General features: G+C 69.0%; 18 protein-coding genes and 1 pseudogene. 5 read left to right on the forward strand and 14 right to left on the reverse strand.

Annotation, left to right across the window (positions count from 1 at the left end; all coding sequences use genetic code 11):
* Nucleotides 1-284 precede the first annotated feature (284 nt).
* Both ABT063_RS11955 and ABT063_RS11960 read left to right on the forward strand, forming a co-directional pair.
* Entirely contained in the window at nt 285-710 is a 426-nt protein-coding gene (locus ABT063_RS11955) for a hypothetical protein (RefSeq protein WP_351057125.1), read from the forward strand.
* Nucleotides 707-3640: a tetratricopeptide repeat protein gene (locus tag ABT063_RS11960; protein WP_351057126.1), complete on the forward strand. Its 2934-nt coding sequence runs from the start codon at nt 707-709 to the stop codon at nt 3638-3640. Before ABT063_RS11955 ends, ABT063_RS11960 begins: the two co-directional genes overlap by 4 nt.
* 195 nt (nt 3641-3835) lie before the next feature.
* Here the strand turns inward: ABT063_RS11960 and ABT063_RS11965 are convergent, their stop codons facing one another.
* The 3 genes from ABT063_RS11965 to ABT063_RS11975 all read right to left on the reverse strand — a co-directional run bounded on the left by ABT063_RS11965 (nt 3836) and on the right by ABT063_RS11975 (nt 7095).
* On the reverse strand, nt 3836-4534 hold the full coding sequence (locus tag ABT063_RS11965; protein ID WP_351057127.1) for a hypothetical protein: 699 nt from the start codon (nt 4532-4534) through the stop codon (nt 3836-3838).
* A gap of 461 nt (nt 4535-4995) precedes the next feature.
* Nucleotides 4996-6327: a helicase-associated domain-containing protein gene (locus ABT063_RS11970; RefSeq protein WP_351057128.1), complete on the reverse strand. Its 1332-nt coding sequence runs from the start codon at nt 6325-6327 to the stop codon at nt 4996-4998.
* Between the two features lie 39 nt (nt 6328-6366).
* A complete protein-coding gene (locus tag ABT063_RS11975) occupies nt 6367-7095 on the reverse strand; it encodes a hypothetical protein (RefSeq protein WP_351057129.1) in 729 nt (242 codons plus the stop codon).
* Between the two features lie 112 nt (nt 7096-7207).
* On the opposite strand from ABT063_RS11975, the gene ABT063_RS11980 reads away from it, so the two are divergent.
* On the forward strand, nt 7208-7645 hold the full coding sequence (locus ABT063_RS11980) for an IS1096 element passenger TnpR family protein (protein WP_351057130.1): 438 nt from the start codon (nt 7208-7210) through the stop codon (nt 7643-7645).
* A gap of 131 nt (nt 7646-7776) precedes the next feature.
* Here ABT063_RS11980 and ABT063_RS11985 read toward each other — a convergent pair whose 3' ends face one another.
* From ABT063_RS11985 to ABT063_RS12030, 10 genes are all read right to left on the reverse strand, one after another.
* Nucleotides 7777-8190, reverse strand: coding sequence for a DNA-binding protein (locus ABT063_RS11985; protein WP_351057131.1), 414 nt, complete (start codon nt 8188-8190; stop codon nt 7777-7779).
* A complete protein-coding gene (locus ABT063_RS11990; protein ID WP_351057132.1) occupies nt 8172-8456 on the reverse strand; it encodes a hypothetical protein in 285 nt (94 codons plus the stop codon). Before ABT063_RS11990 ends, ABT063_RS11985 begins: the two co-directional genes overlap by 19 nt.
* A gap of 282 nt (nt 8457-8738) precedes the next feature.
* Nucleotides 8739-13928: a Tat pathway signal protein gene (locus tag ABT063_RS11995; RefSeq protein WP_351057133.1), complete on the reverse strand. Its 5190-nt coding sequence runs from the start codon at nt 13926-13928 to the stop codon at nt 8739-8741.
* A gap of 181 nt (nt 13929-14109) precedes the next feature.
* A complete protein-coding gene (locus ABT063_RS12000; RefSeq protein WP_351057135.1) occupies nt 14110-14304 on the reverse strand; it encodes a hypothetical protein in 195 nt (64 codons plus the stop codon).
* Between the two features lie 249 nt (nt 14305-14553).
* Nucleotides 14554-14799, reverse strand: a complete 246-nt coding sequence (locus ABT063_RS12005; RefSeq protein WP_351057136.1) for a hypothetical protein — start codon at nt 14797-14799, stop codon at nt 14554-14556.
* A gap of 60 nt (nt 14800-14859) precedes the next feature.
* Nucleotides 14860-15591 (reverse strand): ferritin-like domain-containing protein, encoded by a 732-nt coding sequence (locus ABT063_RS12010; RefSeq protein WP_351057137.1) that lies wholly within the window; start codon nt 15589-15591, stop codon nt 14860-14862.
* Between the two features lie 154 nt (nt 15592-15745).
* The gene (locus ABT063_RS12015) at nt 15746-17563 is read right to left on the reverse strand and encodes a stealth family protein (RefSeq protein ID WP_351057138.1); all 1818 of its coding nucleotides are present in this window, start codon (nt 17561-17563) and stop codon (nt 15746-15748) included.
* A gap of 29 nt (nt 17564-17592) precedes the next feature.
* Nucleotides 17593-19290, reverse strand: a complete 1698-nt coding sequence (locus tag ABT063_RS12020; RefSeq protein WP_351057139.1) for a stealth family protein — start codon at nt 19288-19290, stop codon at nt 17593-17595.
* Nucleotides 19291-19572: 282 nt separating this feature from the next.
* On the reverse strand, nt 19573-19854 hold the full coding sequence (locus ABT063_RS12025) for a type II toxin-antitoxin system RelE family toxin (protein WP_351057140.1): 282 nt from the start codon (nt 19852-19854) through the stop codon (nt 19573-19575).
* A gap of 4 nt (nt 19855-19858) precedes the next feature.
* On the reverse strand, nt 19859-20107 hold the full coding sequence (locus ABT063_RS12030; RefSeq protein WP_351057298.1) for a type II toxin-antitoxin system Phd/YefM family antitoxin: 249 nt from the start codon (nt 20105-20107) through the stop codon (nt 19859-19861).
* Nucleotides 20108-20120: 13 nt separating this feature from the next.
* Between ABT063_RS12030 and ABT063_RS12035 the strand changes: the two genes are divergently transcribed.
* The gene (locus tag ABT063_RS12035; protein WP_351057141.1) at nt 20121-20591 is read left to right on the forward strand and encodes an NUDIX hydrolase; all 471 of its coding nucleotides are present in this window, start codon (nt 20121-20123) and stop codon (nt 20589-20591) included.
* A gap of 114 nt (nt 20592-20705) precedes the next feature.
* On the opposite strand, the pseudogene ABT063_RS12040 reads toward ABT063_RS12035, so the two are convergent.
* Nucleotides 20706-20903, reverse strand: a pseudogene (locus tag ABT063_RS12040) (helix-turn-helix domain-containing protein); the annotation flags it as partial.
* Between the two features lie 278 nt (nt 20904-21181).
* Here ABT063_RS12040 and ABT063_RS12045 point away from each other — a divergent pair.
* Entirely contained in the window at nt 21182-23614 is a 2433-nt protein-coding gene (locus tag ABT063_RS12045) for a helicase-associated domain-containing protein (RefSeq protein WP_351057142.1), read from the forward strand.
* Nucleotides 23615-23703 lie beyond the last annotated feature (89 nt).

Raw genomic sequence — 23703 nt, forward strand, 5'->3', positions numbered from 1 at the left:
CGGGACGAAGAGGGCATGCCAGACGCGTGCCAGATCGTGCGGGAAACCGCGGGGAGCACCGGGGAAACCAAAGGACCCGCCTACCGGCCGCCAACACCTTCCGCTGCAGGTCCGGTCAGCGACAGGCCCGAGATCACCTCAGCTTCCCAAGCTGATGGCGTTAGGCGAGGGAGGCCAAGGACGAGGCGGGGAACCGCTGCGGGCGTTTCGGGCGTTTCAGCTTCACGACGGGGGTGGGGTTTCTACCCTGGTGTTCTTTCGGATCGCTTAGGCCGGGGGATCAAGTGAGTGCTGAGATCGCGCAGTTGGCTGAGCAGGCGGGCCCGGCGGTGACGGCCGCGGTGGGTGCTTACGGGGCGGCAGTGCTGACCCGGGCGCAGGATGCTGCTGCCGAGGCGACGGTCGGTCTGGGGCAGCGGATCCTGCAACTGGTCTGGCGGCGCAGGGACGAGGCCGGCCGGACGGAGCTGGAACAGGTCGTGGGTGAGGCCGCCGACGAGCAGGATGACACCTACTCCACGGCTGTGCTGGGCCGGCTCCTGAGGCACGCGTTGCAGGACGATCCCGGGCTACGGGAGGAAGTGTCGGCCCTACTGCCCGCCCCGGCCGCGGGCACGGTCACCATCACGGCAGCGGGTGAGCGGTCGATCGCTGCTCAGCACATCGGCACCGCCATCACCGGTGACGGTCACACCCCGCCACGGTCGTGAGCGGAGAGGAGGCTGCGTCCGGGTCCCGGATCGAGGCGGCCGGAGAGCGGTCGATCGCAGCCCGGCAGATCGGCAGCGCCTACACGGGTGACGTCGTACTGCCTGCCGAGGCGTTGCAGGCGGCGGAGCGAGTCACTGCGGCGCCGGGCGTCTCGAACCTGCCTCCGTTGCCGCTGTGCCTGGGCCGTCAGAAGGAGCTGACCTGGCTGCGGCGCACCCTGACCGGCCAGCGCGAGGGTGCGATCACGCAGAGCGGGACCGTGTACGGTCTGGGCGGGATCGGCAAGAGCACGCTCGCCCTGCACTACGCCCACCAATACCGCGGCGATTACACCCTGATCTGGTGGGTCAACGCCGCCTCGCCCGACGAGATCGAGACCTCGCTCACCAGCCTCACTCAGACTCTGGTTCCCGGCTGGGCCGCCACGGCCGTGCGCAGGGCGCAGGTGGCGTGGGCGAGGCAGTGGTTGGCCTGGCACCCAGGCTGGCTGCTGGTCTACGACAACCTGGACAACCCCGACGATCTCGCCCCCTATACCGGGGCCCTGCACCAGGGGCACCACCTGGCCACCAGCCGCCGCACCACGGGCTGGCCCGACACGGCGCCCACCCTGGCCCTGGGCGACCTCCACCCGGACGACGCAAAGAATCTGTTGTGCCGTCTCGTGTTCAAGGACACCACCCCCACTGCGCGCCAGCAGGCCGATGCCCGCGCTCTCGCCGCTGAGATGGGGCACCACCCTCTGGCGATCAAGCAGGCCGGCGCCTACCTGGCCCAGAACCGTGGCATCAGCCTTGACGCCTACCGCCGACGCCTGGGTACCAACCTCACCAAGACCGCCCACGGCCTCGCCGCCGAACGCACCATCGCCCGCATCTGGGACGTCACTCTCCACGACCTGGAGCGAGCGAATCCGCTGGCCGTTCAGGTGCTGCACACCGCCGCCTGGCTCGCCCCCGACGACATCCCCCACACCCTGCTCACCCCGCCCGGCACCGACCCGGACGACATCGCAGAAGCCATCGGCACCCTGGCCGCCTACAGCATGGTCAGCGACACCGGCACCAACGTCACCGTCCACCGCCTGGTCCAAGCCATTCTGCGCGCCCCCCGGCCTGCCGACGACACCCAACCACCCCGGCACCTGCAAGGACGGGACCGCGCCGAACAAGCAGTCCTCCGCAGTTTGCCCCTGTCTTCGGGCCAGGACACCACCGCCGACAACCAGTGGGACACCCTCATCCCCCATCTGGTTACCCTCGCGGCTACCACCCCGCCAGGACGCCACAACGCTCCCCTCACCGACGCGTACACCACAGCTGCCAACCGTCTCCACCAGCAAGGCCACACCGCCCGCACCATCCCCCTGCTGAAGGCCACCCTTACCCAGCGCGAGCAGCTCATCGGCGACACTCACCGCGACACCCTGACCAGCCGCGGCAACCTCGCCTACGCCTACCTGGAGGCGGGGAATCTGGCTCGGGCCGTCCCCCTATTCGAGGCGACCCTCCCCCAGTACGAGCGGATCCTCGGCGAAACCCACCCCCAGACTCTGGCCAGCCGCATTCACCTCGCAGGTGCCTACCAGAAGGCTGGTGACCTGGAACGGGCCATCAGTCTGTACGAGACGACCCTCATCCAGTACGAGCGGATCCTCGGCGACACCCACCCCCACACCCTCGCCAGCCGCATTCACCTCGCCTACGCCTATCGGGAGTCGGGCAACCTGCGACGCGCCATCAGTCTGTACGAGGCCACCCTCACCCAATGCGAGCAGATCCTCGGCGACACCCACCCTCACACCCTGGCCAGCCACAGCCACCTCGCGGGCGCCTACCAGGAGGCGGGGGACCTAGAGCGGGCCATCCCTCTGTACGAGGCCACCCTCAGACAGCGCGAGCGAATCCTCGGCGAAACCCACCCCGAAACCCTGAATGGCCGCCACAACCTCGCCTGCGCCTACCAGGAGGCGGGTGATCTGACACGGGCCATCAAGTTGCTACAGACCACCCTCAACCAGTACGAGCAGATCCTCGGCGACGCCCACCCCCAGACCCTCGCCAGCCGCAACCACCTCGCAGGCGCCTACCAGAAGGCGGGTGATCTGACATCGGCCATCAACCTGCTGGAGACCACCCTGGCCCAGCGCGAGCAGATGCTCGGCGACACCCATCCTGACACCCTCGCGAGCCGCAACAACCTCGCGTATGTCTACCTGGATGCGGGTGACCTGACACGGGCCATCAACCTGTACGAGGCCACCCTTAGCCAGAGCGAGCAAATTCTCGGCGACATCCACCCCCGGACACTCGCCAGCCGCATTCACCTCGCAGGCGCCTACCAGAAGGCTGGTGACCTGGAACGGGCCATCCCGCTGTACGAGGCCACCCTCACCCAATGCGAGCAGATCCTCGGCGACACCCACCCCAGCACACTCGCCAGCCGCAACAACCTCGCAGGCGCCTACCAGAAGGCTGGTGACCTGGAACGGGCCATCCCGTTGTACGAGGCCACCCTCACCCAATGCGAGCAGATCCTCGGCGACACCCACCCCCACGCCCTAGCGAGCCGCAACAACCTCGCGTATGTCTACCTGGATGCGGGTGACCTAGAGCGGGCCATCCCGCTGTACGAGGCCACCCTTAGCCAGAGCGAGCAAACTCTCGGCGACATCCACCCCCAGACCCTCGCCAGCCGCAACAACCTCGCGGGTGCCTACCAGGAGGCGGGGGATTTGGCGCGGGCCATCCCTCTGTTTGAGGCCACCCTCAGACAGCGCGAGCAGATCCTCGGTGACACACACCCAGACACCCTGCTAAGCCGCAGAAACCTCGCGGGCGCCTACCGAGCCGCCCAAGCTGTACAGCAGAGAAGTACAGCAACCCCAACGACCACAACTGACCCTCAGCAGCCGCCTACGGCCGATTGACCAGCCCATCAGACCTCAATGACCACCCGGCCGAGAGTTCGGGACTAAGAGGTCGTCGTGCCACAGCCGTGCCAGATGCAAGGGTCAGCCACGGTCAACACGGGTGCTTAGCGGGTGCACCCCCTGCCCGCTAGCCCCGGCAGCAAAGCCGCAGGTCACCGGCAATACACCCCAGCCTCTCTCCTAAAGCGGTGCTCAGCTCCCGTCGTGCAGTGCGCTACTGATCTCCAGAAGGCGCCCCTCAGGCAGAGCGAAAGCGTTTCTGGGGTTCCGGTAGGAGTGTCCACCGTCGTTGATCCAGACGCCGTCTGCCAGCTTCCAGCAAGCGGGAGCCCATTGGCCCTGGTTCTCAAGGAGCATGCTCGCCACGTCGGCGGGCTGCTCGATCAAGGTAAGAGCGCTGAGCGCGGTGGTGAGGGCAACGGTTGCGTCGTCGGGAAGTCGCGCGTCGCCGAGTGTGGGAAAGAGCAGCAAGAGACGGGCGTCGGGATCGTCAACACCCCTTGTTGACGACTGTCGAGCAGCGGATAGCAACTCCGGCCAGGCCATGCCGGGCCCCATGAAGTGCCCGTCATCCACAGCGAGGGTTTCCGCTGCTGGCCAAGTCGGGTGATGGATCAGATAGTCCACCCCTCGGTCTCCGTCGAAGTTACGATAGATGACGTAGATGGTGTGGCCGGAGCGGAGGGGCACGCTGAACATCGGCCACTCCTGCTCGGCGGAGAGCACGCGGTAGAGCTCCATGGCCGCGTCCCAGTCAGCTCCGAACGCGGCTCGTTGCGCGTCCTCGCCGCGCAAACAGGTGCCGAGGTGCACGGGCCAGAACAACGGATCATCAAGGTAGGCGCCACCCTCGACCAGAGGGCCGCCTTCATATCCGGGGATCTTCAACACGCGAGGATCATGGCACGAGGGACCGACACCACCAGGGCCTGAGGGTCGGCCCCCGCTCCGTCTCAGTTCCCGTCTCATTCAGCGCCGTTCACGGCCGTTCAGACGAGGCCCAGAGCCGTCCCGCCCCGATGACCCGACCGCCCATGAACCCAGGTGAACGCCCCTGCACACAGCCCAAGACCCCACCAACACAGTTGGAAAGAGTGTTGGGGGCAACCCCTCACGAGTTCGAATCTCGTATCCTCCGCAGCCGCCTGAACAGGCGAAACAGAGCGTCGGACCGCAGCTCGCGGTCCGACGCTCTGGCATGCTCTGGTCTCAGTTTTGGTCTTATTTGTTTCTAGCATTCAAGGTATTTCACCCATGCGCGAACGCACCCTCTGTCGATGACCAGCGGTCGCGCATCGATGTGCGCCCCGGTCCCGGCCCGAGGTGCTCCGAAGCGGCTCTCCCTCGTGTCGTCAGGCCAGCGGGTAGCCCAGGGCCAGGGCGGCCGTACGGAACGCAGGCAGACGGTCGAGGGAGACCGCGAGATGGCGCTCGCCGATTCGGGTACACAGCGCGCGCAGGCGGCGGTCGCTGATGATGAGGGCTGCCAGTGCCTCGTCCGCGCACTCGATGAGATGGGCCTGCCCTGTATCGCGGAGCCGGCCGGTGCGGCGGCCGGTGTCGTCGAGCAGGGTGGTGACGGTCTGGGGCACGGGGTGCGAGGCGGCCTGGTTCAGGTAGCCACGGAGTTCGTCGAGAGTGTGCCCGCGGTCGAGGGCGTGCAGAAGAGAAGCGGTGGTGAGCGTCCAGACCCGGTCGGTTTTCCGGTCGGAGAAGGCGTCCAGGAGGAGTGCGTCGGCGGAGGGCAGCCCGTCGAGGGCGACGATGTCAAAGTTCGCCAGGACGGTGACCCTGCCCGTCGGGACGGCCGAGGCAGGGACCCCGGCAGGCGCGTAGTCGCCCGTGAGGCCGACGGCGTGGGCGCCCAGGGGATTGAGGCGGAGTGCGGACAGGCCGTCGTAGCGGCTGAGCTGGTCGAGGTAGTCGCCACCCCAGTTGTCCCGGTAGTCATCGCGCGCGCCCGACGGGGGGACGTACTCGATGTCGATGAGACCGAGCGTGGCGGCGTACTCGAAGAGCACCGCCAAGGTGTACCGACCTTGGAGGAGGGACCAGCCGTGGTAGCCGTCGTAGCCGAGGCTGCCGTATTGCGGATCCTCCAGGTACAGCTTCCACAGGGCGCGTTCACTGCGGTGGACGACTGGATCCAGACCGGCCGCGCGCATCTCTGTGAACAGGCCGTCGATGGACATCCACTCACCCGGGGTGAGGCCGGCCAGCGCTTGGCCGACGAGCTTGCGGCGCGGTTTGGCAGCGGTCAGGACGTTCGCCGAGCGCTGGCCCTTGATCTCCTCGACGCGGGAGAACTCGTCCAGGAGGCTGTTGTTCAGCCAGCGTTGCCACAGCTGAGGAATGGTCAGGTGCGGTGGCCGGGTCAGCGCGGCCCGTCCGCGTGTGGTCAGCATCAGCCGACCGCCGGTGAGCTGGGCGAGGCCGCCTGCCTGGAGCAGCATCGGCCAGGCGAAGGCGGCGATGGCCTCGTGCGGATAGAAGTCGCCGCCGTCCAGGACGTCGGCGACCGCCGAGACGGTGGCGGTGCTGGGGCGGCGGGTCTTTTCGCTGCACCGCAGTTTCCCCGTCATACACAGGCGCAGCACCGTCAGCAGGTTGGTCTGCGCCTCGTGCTCAGTGTGCCGGACCCGTGGAGTGCCGGTGGGCTCCTGTTGCTGTTCGACCGGTATCACTGCTCGTGTTCCCCGCCTCGTGCCGCTCGCGTCCCGTTCCTACAGATGGGCAACGTAGTCGTAGTTGCCCGGACCGCAGGTGCGCTCGAGGATCTGGACCACCTCGCGCGGGTTGTCGTAGGGGCCGGAGAAGTAGGACGGCTTGCCGTCCCGGCCGAAGCCGATGACGGGCCGGTCGCCGGGCGGGGCACCCAGGTGCACTGCGGCTTCGGTGAAGCCACCCGCGGGCTCGAAGCCAAGACCGCGGGCGTAGGCGACCGCATCGTGCACGATCGTCTGCGCCTGCTCTACGGCGATCGGCAGCGGCCGATCGTCGAAGGCCGAGTAGTACATCGGTACGTAAGTTGTCAGGGTTCCGGACCCCATCACCTCGGGGTCGGTGACGTTCTTGACTCCCAGGCAGTACACGTCCACCAGGAACCCGGTGACGGTCACCCTGCTGGCACGTTCCTGGCGGGCCAGGAGAATCTGGGCGAAGCCGCCCGGGTCCGGGTCCGGGTCCGGGTCCTGGCCGAGGGGGTCGGCCGCCGCCCAGTCCGGGGCTTTGGCCATGTCCAGTCCCGCGCTCCAGCCCGCGTTGACCCAGCAGCCCACCACCGGACGCTCATCCGGCGCGACGTTCGCCAGTGCCGCCTCGGCGACCCGTCTGACCAGCGCGGTGGCCTGGGCCGGGCGCAGCCCCAGCGCCTTCGCGATCTGCTTCGGCGCGCTGCCGCGCTCCCTCATCTCCCGGACCCGGGCCAGCAATTCCTCGTCGTGCGTGGTCACCGTCACAGTCTGCCACTTCCGTGTTGCCCCATGTGAAGCACAGAGTGCGCCGGCGGTGCTGCCATCCTGGGTTCGGGTGATACGGGACAGGAACCGGAACAGGCAGGTCAGCATGGGTGAGACAGTGGGCAGGACTGTCGAGCAGGTGCGAGCGCTGGTCGGTTGGGTCGGCGCGGGACGCAAGCTGACCCAGACCGGCCGTGTGACGCTTGCCGACGCGCGAGCACTGGTGGAGGTTCTGGACACCGGCGACCGGATGGACCCGGTGATCGGGGACCGTACGTTCAAGACGAAGTCCAGCGAGGAGCTGTACCACCTCACGCTGCTTCACTGTCCGCACTGCGTGGACGGTGCCGGGGCGTGCCCACCCGAGGACTGCGGCGGCGCCCCCGGCTACAGCGATCTCAAAGTGATTCTCGCCGACCCGGCGCATGAGGAACACCACGCCATGCTGGTGTGGCTCGGACTTCGGTCCGCCACGGAATTCGCCCCTGGCCGTTTCGCGCCGGACGAGGCCAACACGCGGCTGCTGCACCCCACGGCACCATGAAAGACGAGGCGTCCGGCCACGCAGCCGTTCACGGCCCTGGGTGCCACCGACTGGTCCACGGGCCCCGCCGCACTCGGACAAGGACGTACGGGCCGACCTTCCGCACCCGGCATTCGGGTCTTGGACGTCGACTACACGGCGACGAGGCGCACTCTGTCGCCGCAGAGCTTCGTCATGTCGTCGATGTCCGAGGTGAGCATGACGACCGGGCGGCGCTGACGCAGCGCCGTCTCGGCCACGGCAGCGTCGATGGCGTATTTGTGACCATGCAGCCCAGCGTTGATCAGCATGGCTGAGGCGGCCTTGGCCTCCTCGTCGCCGATGTGCACGATCCGCACGCCGGACAGGACCCAGGCGAGCCGCGCCTTGTCGGTCCGGCGATGCACCGCTTCGATGATGGTGAGTGCGCTGATGACGACCTCCATGCCGCGCTTGCGGGCTTCGGCGATGAGGGCGACGACGGACTCGTGATCACTGACGAACTTCGACAGGCCCTCGCAGTCGAGAACGAGAGTGCCTTCGTGGCTCAGCTTGCGGCGGGCCACTGCCCCTCCTCGGCGAACACCTCGTCGAAGACCCGGCGTGCCCGCTCCTGCTCGTGCTCGGAGATCGGCCCCTGACGGCGTTCGTAGTCGGCGAGGTACTCATCCAAGATCTGACCGCGCAGCTCGCGCTCCACCGCTTCGGTGATGAACGCGGAGAACTCACGCTTGCCGACCCGTCGGCGGATCGCCTCCGCCGTCCCCTCGGGGAGGGAGAGGCTGACCCTGGTGGCTGGCCCTTCGCCGACGCCGTAAGGAATCTCGCTCATGGGCCGACATTATCAAACAAGTAGGAATTCGGCCTGGGTGCAGTACCCGCCGAACGACGCGAGCCGCCCACCCGTCACCTCGTGGTCTCAGTTCTGGTCTCATTCACCCTCGTCCGGGAGCGTCCGGGAGCGTCCGGAAGCCCGTCTGCCAGTTGCTTCGTGGACTTCGGCCCCAGGCCCCAGGCCCCAGGCCGCGCAGCGCGTCGCCCGGCGAAGCGCCCGGAATGGGCCGAGCCCCAGGCCGTCGTACGGCCCGGGGCTCGGCTCGGTATGCGGGGAGCGTCAGTGGACCGCCTCCACTCTTACGTCGTCGACGCGGAACCGGCCGGACGAGCCGCGGAAGCCGACTTCGATGGCCACGTTGTCCACGCGGCTGTCGTCCCCGGTGGTGTACATGCGCTCGAAGAGCTTCCACTCCCCGTCCGGGGTGTCACCCGCCGGCAGCCAGCTGCGCTGCTCGGCCCCGATCTGAGTGCCTCCGTCACGGGAGCTGATGAAGTAGTACGCGCCCACCCGGAAGCCCGGCACGTAGTCCTTCAGCTGGTACCGGAAGGACACCTTGTACGTCTTTCCGGGCTCCGCGGTGATGGGCGAGGCGCCCTGCTTGCGGCTGTTGAACTGCTGGTTGTAGGACGCGTTGCCGGTGGTGTCCGTGCTGGTGAAGGAGAGGGAGCGGTCGCCCGTGCGGCCGTAGTCCTCCTCGATGGCCAGTGTGTACGGGCCGCTGCCCGCCTGCTGCCAGATGTCGCAGTCGGCGGCCTCGAAGCTGTCCGTGAAGGGCAGCTCCACCTCGCAGGTCTCGATCGGGGTCACCTGGACGTCGTCCACCCGGAACCGGCCGGACGAACCACGGAAGCCGAGCTCGATCGCGATGCTGTCGACCGAGGGGTCGTCCACGGTCATGTAGGTGCGCTCGAAGTACTTCCACTCCCCGTCCGGGGTGTCGCCCTTGGGCAGCCAGGTGCGCTGCTCGGTGCCCACCCGGTTGCCCGCGCTGCGCGAGGAGACGAAGTAGTACGCCCCCACGGTGGGGCCCGGCACGTAGTCCTTCAGCTGGTACCAGAAGGACACCGTGTACGCCTGGCCCGGCTGGGCGGTGAACGGCGAGGTGCCCTGCTTGAGGCTGTTGAACTGCTGGTTGTAGGCCGCGTTGCCGGTGGTGTCGGTGCTGGTGAAGGAGAGGGAGCGGTCGCCGGTGCGGCCGTAGTCCTCCTCGATGGCGAGGGTGTACGGGCCGCTGCCCGCCTGCTGCCAGATGTCCGGCTCGGACGCCTCGAAGCTGTTGTGGTGGACGGCCACCAGCAGGTCGTAGGCGTCGTACACCCGCTTGATCAGCGCGGACTCGTCGGCGTCCGGTTGCTTGCTCGCCTCCTCGACGGCGTCGACGACACCCATGAACCGGGCGAAGCTGCGCACCGTGTAGTCCTCGGCGGACAGCGCGCGGGTCTGCTGAAGGACCGAGGCGAGCGAGTCCGCCGTGATCACTGCCGGTTCGGCGGTGACCGAGGTGGTGCCGTCGACCGTGCGTGCGACGACCTTGTAGTACACCTGACCGCCGTAGACGTTGTCCTTGAAGGACTGGGCGTACTCGTCGTCCAGCAGCTTCCGCCAGCCTTCGCCGCCCTCGCGCGGGTCGGTGGCCGCGGTCCGCGGGTCGGAGGTGCGGTACAGGTCGAAGGCGACGGCCGCCTTCGGCTTGGTCCAGGTGACCGTGCCCGCCCGCTTGCCGAAGCGGCCGTCGGCGATGACCGTGTCGTCGGCCAGCGCCTCGGTGGCGACCTGGGTGAACGTACCGGCCCGGTCCGCGGCGACACCGGCGTGGACCACGTCCACCATCGGCACCGACGCCTCACCGGCCTTCTTCCAGTGCACCCCGTCCGGGGAGAGCATCGCCAGCACCCGGTCCGACTGGGGCAGCCGGACCAGCTTGACGTACGGGTACTCCGCGACGGTGTAGCCCGTCAGCTCCTCGGTGAACGGGCTGCGGGTCATGCCCCCGGCGCCGGTGCTGCCCGGGTTGCCGGTGCCGATGTCCGAGCGGGTGTCCAGGCTGCGGTGGCGCAGCGACAGCGCGCCCTTGGCGTCCGCGCCCAGGTAGACGTAGCGGCCGACCTTGTCGGTGCTGTCGCGCAGGGTCACGCCCCGCACCGCGCCGTCGCCCTCGGCGGTGTCGGAGAGCTTCGCCGAGATGGCTGTGCCTCCCTGGACCAGCCTGGTCACCTGGGTGTAGGCGTCCGGGTGGAACCGGTCGGTGTGCACGGTGTCGTCGCCGCCGCCGAAGCCGTCCCCGGCCGCGCCCTTCACAGTGATCGTGTCACCGCTCACCGAGACCGTTCCGCCGTCGGCGTCGCCGATGACGTCGTCCCGCCAGGCGCCGTCCCGCAGTGCCGCCGTGGCACCCGGGGTGACCTCGGCCTTCGCCGGGTTGGACGCCCGGCCCTCGCCCTGGCCGTTGACCGGGACGACCCGGTAGTAGAAGGTGCCCTTCTCCCCGCTCGACAAGGGAACCTCGTCGATGAGGCTGACGCCCTTCACTCCCTTCTTCACCGTGATGTACGGGCCGCTCCCGGAGGTCGCCCGCTCAATGGTGTACGAGGTCGCCCCCGCGGCCCGTGCCCAGGTCAGGCCTACCGCCTGCGAACCGGGCGTGGCCACCGCGACGTTGACCGCCGAGGGCACCTCCGGCACGACCTCGTCGGTACCGAGGTCGAGCACCACGGCGCCGAACGCGGACACCGTCACCGTGCGTTCGGCAGAGACGGGCAGCCGCTTGCCGGAGACCAGGTCCGGGACGTTGCTTCCGGAGAAGCCCGCCGGCAGCTTCACCTTGAACAGGCGCTCGTTGCCGTACGCCGCGCGGGTGGTGTTGACCGCCACGAAGTACTGGCCGTACCGGCTGGTGAGCAGGTCCGGGTAGCCCGAGTACGAGGTGTCGTAGCGCCAGTTGTCGCGCTCGACCGTGCCGACGCCCGGCTGGTGGGTGACCGGGAGCAGCTCGCCGGCCATGGCCAGCGGACGGTCCGGTTCGGTGAAGCGGTCGAAGAGCATCGGGTTCTCCCCCGAGGCCGCGCGGGGGTAGTACTCCTCGGACCGGAAGATGCCCTGGGTCTGGAGCTGGGCGAGCTGCTCGTGGTCGTCGTACTGCGCGTGCAGCCGCCCGTTGCCCATGTACCCCTTGTTGCGCTCGATGAGGTTGCCGAACAGGTGGGTGTCCCCGTCGCGGACCGACACCAGGAGGTTGTCGATGTCCACCCAGGCGAACGTCCGGTTCTGCTTGGTGCGGTCGATGCCGAGCTTCGTCAGTTCCTCGTCGGTGTACCGGTCGAGGTCGGTGTGCGGCAGGACGACACCCGCGGCGGTCTGCTTGAACCGCTCGTAGGAGCCGCGGCCCTCGGTGAGGTAGGCGTAGGTGCGCGGCAGCCGCAGGTCGTACCGGTGGTTCGCCAGCACGGAGTTGAAGTACGGGAAGTACTGGTTGTCGGCCAGTTGCTGCTGGCTGTATCCGACGGCCTCACGGGCGTAGCGCCAGTAAGGGGACCACTCCTCGCCCGCGTACGCAGCCGCGTTGTCGGCCATGTACTGCTCCAGCGAGGCGTACAGCAGGCCGCGGCCGGTGCCGATGTCCGTGCCGTACGCGATCTTGCCGGGGTAGCCGGTGTTGCGGTCGTCGACCACCTGCTGCATGTACATCACGCGGTTGCCGTCGGCGTCCGTGCCCTGGTAGCGGGTCTGGCCCCGGGCGTGGAGGTTCAGCAGGGCGAGCTTCAGGATCTCGTCGTTGAGCTTCTGGTCACCCTTGTGGTCGAGGGTGCGGAAGAACCAGGAGACCAGGTAGTTGGTGGATTCGCCGTACGAGCCGACGTAACCGTTTTCTCGGGTCAGACCGGCGGCGGTGACACCGGTGTAGTGCTTGCCGTACGGCAGTCGACGCACCACGTTGCCCTCGGCGTCGAGCTTGCTCTTGGCCAGACCCTTCATGACGATCTGGAGGTAGTCGTCGGTGTAGACGGCGTTGCGGTCGTGCCGGAAGAGCGAGTGGTAGAGGTCCAGGTCCTTGCCGTCCGGGCCGACGACGACCTCCTCGCCGAGGAACGGGCGGGAGCCCAGCGCCTCGCCCGCGATGGCGTGGCTGCGCTCCTTGCCCTCGTAGAACCCGGAGCCGATGACGCGCAGGCCCTCGTGGGCCTTCCAGGCGCCCTCGTAGGTGTACATGACCTGGTTGTAGATGTACGAGAGCCGCGAGCGGGCGAAGTCGAAGTTGGCCTTGAGCACGCGCTCCCAGGCTTCGCCGCGGGTCAGTTCGCCGCCCTTGAAGTCCACGCCGGCGATGGTGTTCTCGCCGTCGGTGGTGCCGGTGCTGAAGGGCTCGTCGAGGAGGGCGGCGAACTTCTCGCTGCCGTAGACGTCGTCGTCGGCGATCAGGTTCTCGACGATGTAGAGGGCCTCGCCGAGAGCGCCGTAGTAGCCGCCCCAGTCGGACTGGTGGCCGCCGTTGCCCAGGCTCTTGACGTTGCCGAAGTAGTTCCTGGTGTGGTTGTCGATGGACTTGAAGATCCGCTCCAGCGCGGCTGTCTTCTCCGCATCGGTCTGCGCCGGTGACCAGTCCGTCAGCAGGGTCTCGGCGTAGAAGCGCAGGTCGTCCTTGTAACGGACGATGGACATGGCGGAGGTGTCGCTCGCGTCGGACTGCGCGGACAGCTTGTCGAACAGCTCGACCTGGGTGGTGCGGAAGCCGTCGATCCGCTCCTGCTCCTCCGCCTTGGAGAGCGCGGGGGCCGCCTTGGTGCCGATCTCGTAGCCGGTGTCGTCACCGTCGGCGGGGGAGATCTTCGGGCTGGTATGGGTGATCGCCTGGTAGTAGCCGCGGGACGGCTCTTTCGCGGTGCCCGTCAGGCCGCCGAAGGTGCGGACGATGATCTCGACCTTGTCGTGCCCCTGGGTCGAGGCGAGCGGCAGCATCATGGTGGCGAAGAAGAACCGGCCTTCCAGCCCCTTGCCGGTGCCGGCGTTGATGGGCTCGTAGTCGCCGCTGCCGCGGTAGTTGGCCTGCTCGCCGCCCACGTACACGACGGTCGAGTACGGTGACGCGTCCTCGCCCCAGAACTTCAGGCTGAGGTAGTTCTGCCGGGCGGGATCGACCGCGGCCGTGAAGACCAGGTCGCCCAGGTGGCTGCCGGGCGGCGTCAGCGGCTGCGCCACTCGCGCCTGCTGCCCGCCCGCGCCGTCCACGACGGTCGTGGACTGCCCGGTGAAGTCGTGCGCCTTCTCCGAGGCGGGGTCGCCGAATGTCACCACGTCGAGCCGGTCACGCGGGGCATCGACTCCCGCGCCCGCCGCGCTCGTCGCGGGGCTCAGCCCCATGACCAAGGGCACCGCGCACAACAGCGCCACCACCCTTCGCGTGAACGCCCCCGAGCCGGGGTGCCGTCTTCGGCGCGGCCCGTCCGCGGCCCTGCCGTGTGCCGTTGACATCGCTGTCCCTCTCCAGCCCCGGGACGCCGGCCGCCAGGAGCATGCGTAGTAACCGTTTTCCGAGTGGCTGGACGATATGTGCGGAACAGAGCGGAAGGGAAGGCTCCGCCTCAAACCGAAACTTTCAGGAACTCGCCGTCGGCGGGCACGAGCCGCGGTCCTCGTGTACGGGCCCGGTTCATCAGCCCAACGCGAGGAGTCCGGCCAGGATGCCCCGCGGATATTCAGCCGAAGGCCGGGCAGGAGGGGTGAGTCCCGGGGCGGATTGGAGGATCTGGGCGTCGAGCACGGGTGCAAGCGGGCCGGTGAGCACGGGCGGCCGCCTCCGCGCGTCTTCGAGGTCCAGTCCCGCAGCCTTGCTTGCGGGTGCGGTCATGCGTCGTCCTCGTCATCCGCACCTACCGGAGACTCAACAGCCTGAGCCCAAACTCGGTGAGCTCGTCGGCCTGGTCCAACCCGAGGTCTCAGACATCGAACGCGGCAGGCGTCGCGTGACCTCGCTTCGGACTCGGCGCCTTGCCGGAGGAGTACCGGTGCGCAGGAACCTGGTACCAAGCCTGCCTCGCGCACGCACTCGCCGGCGCCGGTGAAGCAGCACAGGCACCAACCTCGACGCGTCGCTCTCTCACTGGCCCGCCTGCGCCCTCCCAAGAGTTCGAATTCTCCGACAAGCCAGGGCCTCCGCACCGAAGCCGGCCGCCACGAACAGACATCCCAGCCAGAAGAGCGACGCGTTCCGCCGTTCCACGCCGCCAAGCAGCATCACGACCACGCCAAGGCAGGGAAGGAAGACCGCGCCGGCCGCCCACCACTGGCCCTTACGCGCTTTCCCAACAGCGGAAGTCAACCCGAGCACGAAGACCAGCATCATCACTGCCGTTGCTATCCGCATAACGGCAGTCTGCCGCAGGAAGCGTTGGGCTGTCTGTTGTCAGCCCGCGCTCGTCCATGTATCTGGGCGGGGCACGAGCACCGCGGAGACCACCGTGTGGGACGAGGTCATGACATCAACCACGAATCGCAGGCGCCCGACGTCGAGTCGGCGCAGTGCCGGACCGTGGTCGGCGGCGACGACGAGAGAGACCGCGAGCAGGAGAAGTCGCCACAGGGCCATCACCGGGCGGCGCATTGCGCGGGGCAGCTCCGCCAGGGAGGCGTGCAGTCGCTCGCAGTGGAACGGGACGTGACGCTGCTCGTCGGACAGGATCCGCCCCGCCACATCCGCGGTGAGCGAGTCGTCGGTGCCATCGCGCAGGGCCCGGTAGTAACGCAGCGCCACCACTTCCGCGATCATCAGCACCAGCAGTTCCATGCGTAGGCCCATGAGACGCCGCAGCCGTACGAAGACCGCGTCGCTCCAGTGCCCGGTCAACGTCGGTATGCCCCCCGCGGCCAGCAGCCGAGCAAGTAGACGGGCGTGGTTCTGCTCCTCGGCGATGAAGAGCCGGACCGCCTGCCCGTAGTCGGCGTCGCCGGCCTGGTCCGCCTTGGCGACGAGGTTGGCGCCGTCACCGTCCTCGCCGACCTGGAAGCGCTGGATGCCGGCCCACACCGCCGGATGCAGCGTCGCGCCTTTCCCCCAGTCCGGATCACCGTGGGCGCACCTGCGCTCGCGCTCGTCCTCGAACCGCCTTGTCCACTTGGCGAAGCCGCCCGAATGCACCCGGTCTCCCCTTTCCGGAACACGGCCACCGTGCCCCGGAGAGGGACGACGCAGGCGGACACCGAACCGTTCCACTGCCGCCAGGTGACCACAGTTCACAAATTCACATGCCCGCGTAGACAGCCACTTCCCCATGACCCCAAGGCGGGCACCATCAATCGCGAACCTGCGCTCCCTCCCGCGTCGGCTGCGACGGGACTCTCGCCGTAAGCGGCGCGGCCGGGCGCGAGGCAGCCCGACCCGTCCCTTCGAAGCGGCTCGGGAACGGGTACTTCCGCTCCAGGAAGGCACGGATGGCGGCCTGGGCCGCCGACCTGGCCGCCGGGGCGGTGTCCACGTCGTTGAGGCAGAAGAAGTCGATGTCCTCGCCGGTCGCCAGGCGGGCCAGGCGGCGGCGCATGTCCGGTGTGCCCAGTTGGACGTAGCGGAAGCGGTAGTCGGCCGGGACGGCCCGGCCGGTGGCGATCGCCCAGTGGTGGTGGAGGGTGGACGCCGGAGCTACGTCGGAGGTGGAGCGGAAGCGCGAGTAGGAGGTCTGCTCGAGTTCCTCGATTCCGAGGCTCTCCATCTCCCGCATGACCGACAGCAGTTGGGGGTGCGGGGTGTGCAGCGACTTGTTGGTGATGTGTCTGCCGTGGAAGCGCCTGATCACCTCGCGGGCGTTCTTGCCGGCGGAGTTCGGGGCCGGCTCCAGCGGGTGCGGGGCACCGACGCCGAGTTTCAGCGGGGACAGTGGGATCCGGGCGATGCCGTTGCCGTGGAAGAAGTGCTCGGCCTGTACCGGGCGATTGATGAAGACGTCGTCGTTGAAGTAGAGGTAGTGCTCCGACAGGCCGGGGATGTGGTGCAGTCGGCTCTCTATCGCGTGCGAGTTGAAGACGGGGAGCGCGTCGGCCGGGAGGAGCTCCCGGTGGTCGACGACGGTCAGGCCCTCCGCGTCCGGGTCCAGCCAGGCGGGGATCTGGGAGTCGGTCACGAGGTAGACGTGCCGGACGAACCCGGCGTACATCTCCAGCGAGCGCAGGGCGTACTTCAGTTCGTCATGGCTGGTGTAGCGGGAGGCGCCGGTCTCGCGCGGAGCGATGACGTTGTCGGAGAGCTCCTGATAGGCGCGGCGCTTCGCGGTCATCGCCGGGTCGTCCCCGTCGACCCAGGTGTACACGGCGTCGACGGGGAAGCGCACCTCGTCGATGCCCGGCTCGGCGAACGGGGCGAACGTCGGCACGCTGCGGCGGCGGCACGCCACCGCGGCCGGCTGCTGCGCCGCCACCGGGAGCACTTCCGACACGGGGTTGTGGCGCGGGGCGACGAGCGCCGGGCCGAAGACGTCCGGCAACCGGCCGCCGGGCACGGTGAGCCAGGAGGGATCCGTGCCCGGGATGGTGCCGAGGTCCCGGCCGCGACGCCAGAACTCGATGTCGCACCCCGTCTCGAGGCCGGTGAGCACCTGCCCCCCAGGGCCGAGGCGCACCACACCGGTACGGACCACCGCGGCCCGCCTCAGCGCCCGCGGCAGCTTTCCGTCGGCCCACAGTGCCGCGTTCGTCACGGCGCCGTCCGGTCCGACGGCGCCGACGTACCCGACGGTGCCGGCGAAGCGCTGAGCGGCCCGGGAGAGAACCGCGCCGCGGTACGTCTCCTCGACGCCGATGATCTGCCGCGGCGCACCGTGCCCGTGGTCGGAGGGGACCAGGAAGTACGGGACGCCGAGCCCCTCCAGCAGGGCGCACACCCGCTCGAGATCGGCTTCGACGGCGTTCGCGGCGGTGTAGCCGGCGACCGTACGGCCGTACAGCCGCGTCGGTCCGAAAGTGACCCGGCGCAGTCCGGGGACGGCGGCCCGCAGGCGCCGTCGGGCCCGGGCCGCACGCAGCGCCCAGAGCCGGGCCGCCAGCCAGAGTCTCAGGCGTACGAGAAAGTCCCGGGCCGCCCGGATGCCTCCCGGCATTCCGAAGCGGTGACGGATGTCCATGCCCCCCATGTCCATGCCCCCAGCCCCCGTTACTTCTGCTTCTCGAAGGGGCTCGCGAAGGGGAAGTAGTCCTCCAGGAACTCACTCATCCGGACGCCGACCTGCTCCCGCTCCTCGGGCGGCACATCGACGTCGTTGAGGCAGAAGAAGTCGAAGCGGCGGTTGCGGCGCAGGTCGGCCAGGCGTCTTTCGGCGTCCGGGCGGCTGATGTTCACGTACCGGAAGCTGTACTTCCCCGGCACGCCGCGGCCGGTCATCAGCGCGTACTGGTAGAGCAGCGGGGACGTCATGGCGATGTCCTGCGGCGAGCGGAAGCGGGACGCCGTGGTGCGGCGGATGTCCTCCGCGAAGAGCTCCTCGAGCGCCTGCAGTGTCTTACGCTGCTGCGGCAGCGGGGTGTGCATGAAGTTGTTCGTCGTCATCCGCCCGAGCTTCTCGAGCAGCAGCCGGCGGACGTTCTTGCTCGCGGAGTTGGTGGCCGTCTCCTCGGCGTGCGGCTTGCCGACGCCTATCTTGAGCGGGGACACCGGGATCTTCATCAGACCGCTGCCGTGGAAGAAGTGCTCCGCGGTGACCCGGCGACCGACGAACACGTCGTCGTTGAAGTACAGATAGTGCTCCGACAGGCCCGGGATGTGGTGCAGCCGAGTCTCGATCGCGTGGGAGTTGAACACCGGCAGGACACCCTGCGGGAAGATGTCGCGGTGGTCGACGACCGTGATCCCCGGGGCCCGGTCGTCGAGCCAGTGCGGCTTCTGGCCGTCGGTCACGATGTAGATGTGCCGGACGAAGTCGGCGTACATCGCGAGCGAGCGCAGCGAGTACTTCAGCTCGTCATGGCTGGTGTAGCGAGAGGCGTTGGTCTCCTTGTCCAGGATCTCGGCGGTGCCGCGCTCCTGGTACCGCGCCCGTTTGGCGCGCATCTCCGGCTCCTCGCCGTCCACCCAGGTGTAGACGACATCGACGGGGAAGGTCACGTCGTTCACGGTCGGCAGGGTGAGCGGGACGAAGCTCGGCAGCTCCCGGTCGCCGACCCGCACCGCGGCCGGCTTCTGCTCGGACGCCGGCAGTACGTCCGTGATGCCGTTGTTCCGCGGCGCGATGAGGGACTCGGCGAAGATGTCCTCGGACGCCTGCGGCTGCACCTTGGCCAGTCGGCGAGGCCCGTCTTCGGAGGCGAGGAGCTGTGCCCCGTCTTCCCAGAACTCGACGTCGCAGGCGAGCTCCGGCCCGGCGAGCAGCTGGCCCGAGGGCCCGAGGTGGTTCTCCCCGATCCGCAGGATGGGGGCCGTACGCAGCGGGGCCGGCAGTACACCGTCCATGAACAGCGCGGGATTCTTGAGCTTTCCGCCAGTCACCGGTCTGCCGATGAACACCGCCTTCCCCGCGTTCTGCGCCTCGAGGGTGGTGAGGAAGCGCTCCCGGTCGACGGCGTTCACGCCGACCGTGTGGCGCGTACGCAAGGCCGGTACCAGGAAGTAGGGGATACCTTCCTGCTCCAGCGCGGCGACGACCAGGCCGAGGTTGGCTGCGGCCGCATCGGCAGCGGTGAACCGGGTCACGACCCGTCCGTAGAGCTGCTGGCCACGCACCGCCACCGGGCGGAGCACCGGGTCCGTGACCGCTGCCCTGCGGCGCCGCCGCATGGTACGCAGCTGCCACACCCTTTCGGCGGCCTTCCGCTCGACTCGCGGTCGCATCCGCCGGGCAAAGGAACGCACGGTCACGTTCTGAGCTCCTCTTCATCAACCTCAAAAATCCCTGCCTTAGCCAGACAGACTCATGCGGCGGAAGGTTGTATAAGAGTTCTCCGGGAATTAACGAATGATGGGCCGTCCGCACAGCTGAACCTCAGCTGTGCGTGGTAAGGAGCTGCCGCCTTTCCGATCTTGAGAGCGACTGCCTGGCTCACCGGAAACTCCGCAGGCAACCCGATGCAGCCGCCTGAACAGGCGAAACGAAGAGCCGGGCCGCACCTGCGGCTCGGCTCTTCGGTGTGTGCGGAGGGCCTACGGAACTTGGCGGTAGATGTCGCGGTGGTTGCCGACGGCCAGGACCCACACGATCACCTGGCCGTCCTCGACGGTGCAGACGACGCGGCAGTCGCCGACCCTGAGCCGCCAGCGGGCACTGTGGCCCTGGAGGGCCTTGATGTCGAACGCCGTGGTGTCCCCCGCGTCCATCGCCTTCTGGAGGTCGGCGAGGCGGTACAGGATGCGCAGGGCGTCCGGGCGCGGGATCTTGAGCATGTCCCGCTGGGCGTGTGGCGTAAAGCGCGTGACGTACCCCACAGGGTCAGCCCTGCTGAGCGCGCAGCAAGGCGGCCATCTCTTCGAGCGAGACCGACCCCTCCGTGCCCTCGGACTCTGCTTCGTCGGCCAGGCGGTTGAGCCAGGCCTCCTCGGCGTTCTCCGCGATCTCGCGCAGGCGCTGGTACTCCTGGATGTCGATCACGACGGCTTCCTGCTTGCCGCGTCGGGTGATGATCGTCGGGGTGTCCTCCCGGCGAGCGCGGTCGATGACGTCAGCGAGGTGACTGGCCAGTGGAGGGGACCTAGTGGCCCGCACCGAGTACTACGACGACCCCGACGCCCCGGAGCCGAACAGCCTCGTCGTGGCGGCCTCGGCAGTGGTCGCCGACGACCAGGGCCGCATCCTGCTCCAACGCCGCAGGGACAACGACCTGTGGGCCCTGCCGGGCGGCGGAATGGACATGAGCGACTCCCTCCCCGGCTGCGCGGTCCGCGAAGTCAGGGAGGAAACGGGCTACGACATCCAGATCACGGGACTCGTCGGGACCTACACCGATCCCCGGCACGTGATCGCCTACAGCGACGGTGAGGTACGCCGCCAGTTCAACATCTGCTTCCGCGCCCGCGTCATCGGTGGCGAGCTGACCATCTCCGACGAGTCCACGGAGGTGCGGTTCATCGACCCGTCGGAACTGGACGCACTGCCCATGCACCACACCCAGCGCCTGAGGCTCCGCCACTTCCTGGAAAACCGTCCGGCGCCCTACCTGGGGTAGGCCGAGCCCGTACACCGTCTCCACCCGTTCCAAATGCTGGACTGCAGACGCGCCTCACCACGGATGCAGCCGTCGCACTTCCAGAACCGCCACCTCAATCTCAGGCGGCAGCTACCACAGACGCGCCCTCGGACGATGCGACCGGTCCGCCAACCCCGCCAGACCAGAGGCCTCATACCGGGACTTCCGCCCACTGACCGTCTGCCGGGACACAGCCAGCTGAGCGGCGACCACCGTCACCGTCGCACCCGCCAGCACCGCAAGCACAGCCCGGTATCTCTGCTCGACAACCGACAACTCCACCAGCGCCAACCCCGGCCTCCCCACACACGCCGCAACGACGCGCACAGAAAAGCCGATCACGACCACTGTCAACCATCAGCTGGGACCGAAGTGTCAAGCATCTCCCGGGACCGGACAAAGGCTCCATCGAAGCCTGAGTTACAACTTTCTTCACGGGTTCGAGACGCATGTATCTGTTGCCCCAGGACGCAAGCCTCCCGCGGCATGCGCCATTCTGGTGTCCTGCGCAGGACCGGTTCCGGTCCGGAAACCAACGGTGCTCGTTCTCGTGAGGTGCTCCCATCGGTATGCCCAGCGGATCAACGCTCGTCGCGTGGCTGAGTGGTCTCGAGGCCTCTCGGCTGGAGCGGGTCCTCGCGGCTCGCTCGGACGCCGTGTCGCCGCCCGAGCCGCGGTCGTTCGGCGAACTGGCGGACCGGCTTCAGCGCCCTGCGTCGGTGGCGCTGGTGCTGCCCGGGCTCGCGCTGCCTCACCTGCAGGTGGCCGAGGCGTTGGCGGTGCTGGGGCCGGCGCAGCGTGCTGCTCTGGCGGAACTGCTGGGCGTGGGTGGAGCGGAGAGCGCTCGCGGGCTGGACGCGGCCCTCGGGGTTCTGGCCGATCACGCGTTGGTGTGGCCGGACGGTGAAGGGCTGCTGCGCATGGCGGCGCCGTTGCGGCAGGCGTGGGACTCGCCGCTGGGGCTGGACGCACCGCTCGCCCGGCTGCTGGCGGACGCGACCTCTGAGGAACTGCGCCGCATGCTGGTGGCGCTGGGTGTCCAGTCGCCCGGTAATGCCAAGCAGCAGCGGTTGACGGCCCTGGTGGATCACCACAGCGATCCGGAGCGGGTCGCCGAGGTGGTGGCACGGGCGCCTGCGGCCACCCGGGAACTGCTTGAGCGGCGAGCGAACAACGAGGCCGGACGACCGGAGTCTCAAACGGAGTTCGTCCTCGGGGTCCCACAGGCCGATTCCGAGCCGGGTGCGCACTGGGCGCTGGAGAGGGGACTGCTGGTGCGGGACCGGCACCGGTACGGACCCGCCCGTATGCCGGCCGAGGTGGCGCTCGCACTGCGCGGAGCCGACTGGCACGCCCCGTTCGAGCCCGTCCCGCCCGACGTGCGTACGACGCCCGTCACCTCGGCGGACGTGGACCGGGAGGCGGCGGCAGCGGCCACGGCGTTCGCCGCCCGTGCCGCAGCGGTGCTGGCGGCGTGCTCCGCCTCTCCGCCGAGCCTGCTGAAGTCCGGCGGGGTCGGAGCACGTGAGCTGTCCCGGATCGGCAAGGCGGCGCAGTGCGACGACATCGTCGTACGCCTCGCTCTGCAAACGGCGTACGCCGCTGGGCTGCTCGCCCGGGACGGCAGCCAGGTCGCGGCGACGGAAGGCTACGACGCCTGGGCGGAACGAGAGCCGGCGGAGCAGCTCACCGTGCTGCTCCAGGCGTGGCGGATGCTGCCGCTCACGCCGACCCAGTCCCGCGACGAGGACGGCAAGGTGCTGCCCGCACTCGCCGGAACACCGCCCTGCGGTGGCTGTGTGCAGGCCCGGGACGGGCTCCTCGCCGCCGCAGCTCAACTCCCGGCGGGCCAGGGCGTGAAGAGGCCTACGGAACTGGGGCCGTCGGCCGCCTGGTTCCGTCCGCTCGCCCATCAGCTCCCCCAGGACGCCACGCCCTTCGCCACCGTTGTCCGCGAAGCAGAACTGCTCGGCGTCATCGCCCGTGGCGCCCTGTCCCGCATCGGTGCCGCGCTCCGGACCGACGACGCCGAAGCACTCGCCGCGGCCTGTCAGGGGCTGCTGCCAACGGCCACCAGGACAGCCCGCTTCGGCGCCGACCTCACCGCCGTCGTCACCGGCACGCCCTCGGCCCACCTCGCCGCGCTCCTGGACGCCGTCGCGGACAGGGAAGTCGGCGGTGCGGCATCGGTGTGGCGGTTCGGTCCGGGCACCATCCGCCGCGCCCTGGACAGCGGCCGCACACCCGACGCGATCACGGCCGACCTGACCACCGTCGCCGTCGGCGCTCTCCCGCAGCCGCTGGCGTACCTGATCCACGACACCGCGCGCAGCCACGGCCGTATGCGTATCGCCCCCGCGGCCTGCGTGATCCACGGCGCAGAACCCGCCCTTCTCGCCGAACTCGCCGCCCACCGCAAGCTCGCCGGCCTCGGCCTACGACAACTGGCACCGACGGTGCTGGTCAGCCGGACCCCGCTGGACAAAACCCTCGCCGCACTCCGGGCCGCGGGCTATGCCCCCGTCGCCGAGACCGCGGACGGGACCGTACGCGTCGAACCGACCCGGCGTCACCGCGCTGCCGCCCCGGTCCCGGCCCCACGTCTGCCCGGTGACACGCCGGACCGTCGGAATCCGAGCGCCCGCAAGACGGAGGCGTCGGCGACCGTCGACCTGAGCAGCCTGGCCACCAGGCTGCGGGCTGCCCCGCCCACCACACCGGAACCCGATCCGGGCAACGGAATCCCCTTCGACAGCGACACCGAGGAGATCGTCGCCGGGCACGCGCGCCTGCTCTCCCTCGCCGATGTCCGTCAGCTGGCCCATGCCATCAACGAAGGCCGGCCGGTCACCATCGAATACGTCGCCGCCTCGGGCAGCCGCACCGTACGCACCCTCAGCGAGCTCGATCTCGACCCGCCCCACCTGTATGCCTGGTGCCACCTGCGCGACGACGAACGCGTCTTCACCCTCTCCCGCATTCAGGGAGTCATGCCCGGGTAGCCGACGTCCGCTGCGGGAGCTGGTACTGACGGCCTGATTCGACCTGCCCGGGCCCCGGGTCGGCCTCGTCACCCCCGAGCCCGGCAACG

Origin of the sequence: Streptomyces sp. NPDC002838 (genome assembly GCF_040295365.1) — a bacterium.
GTDB lineage: Bacteria > Actinomycetota > Actinomycetes > Streptomycetales > Streptomycetaceae > Streptomyces.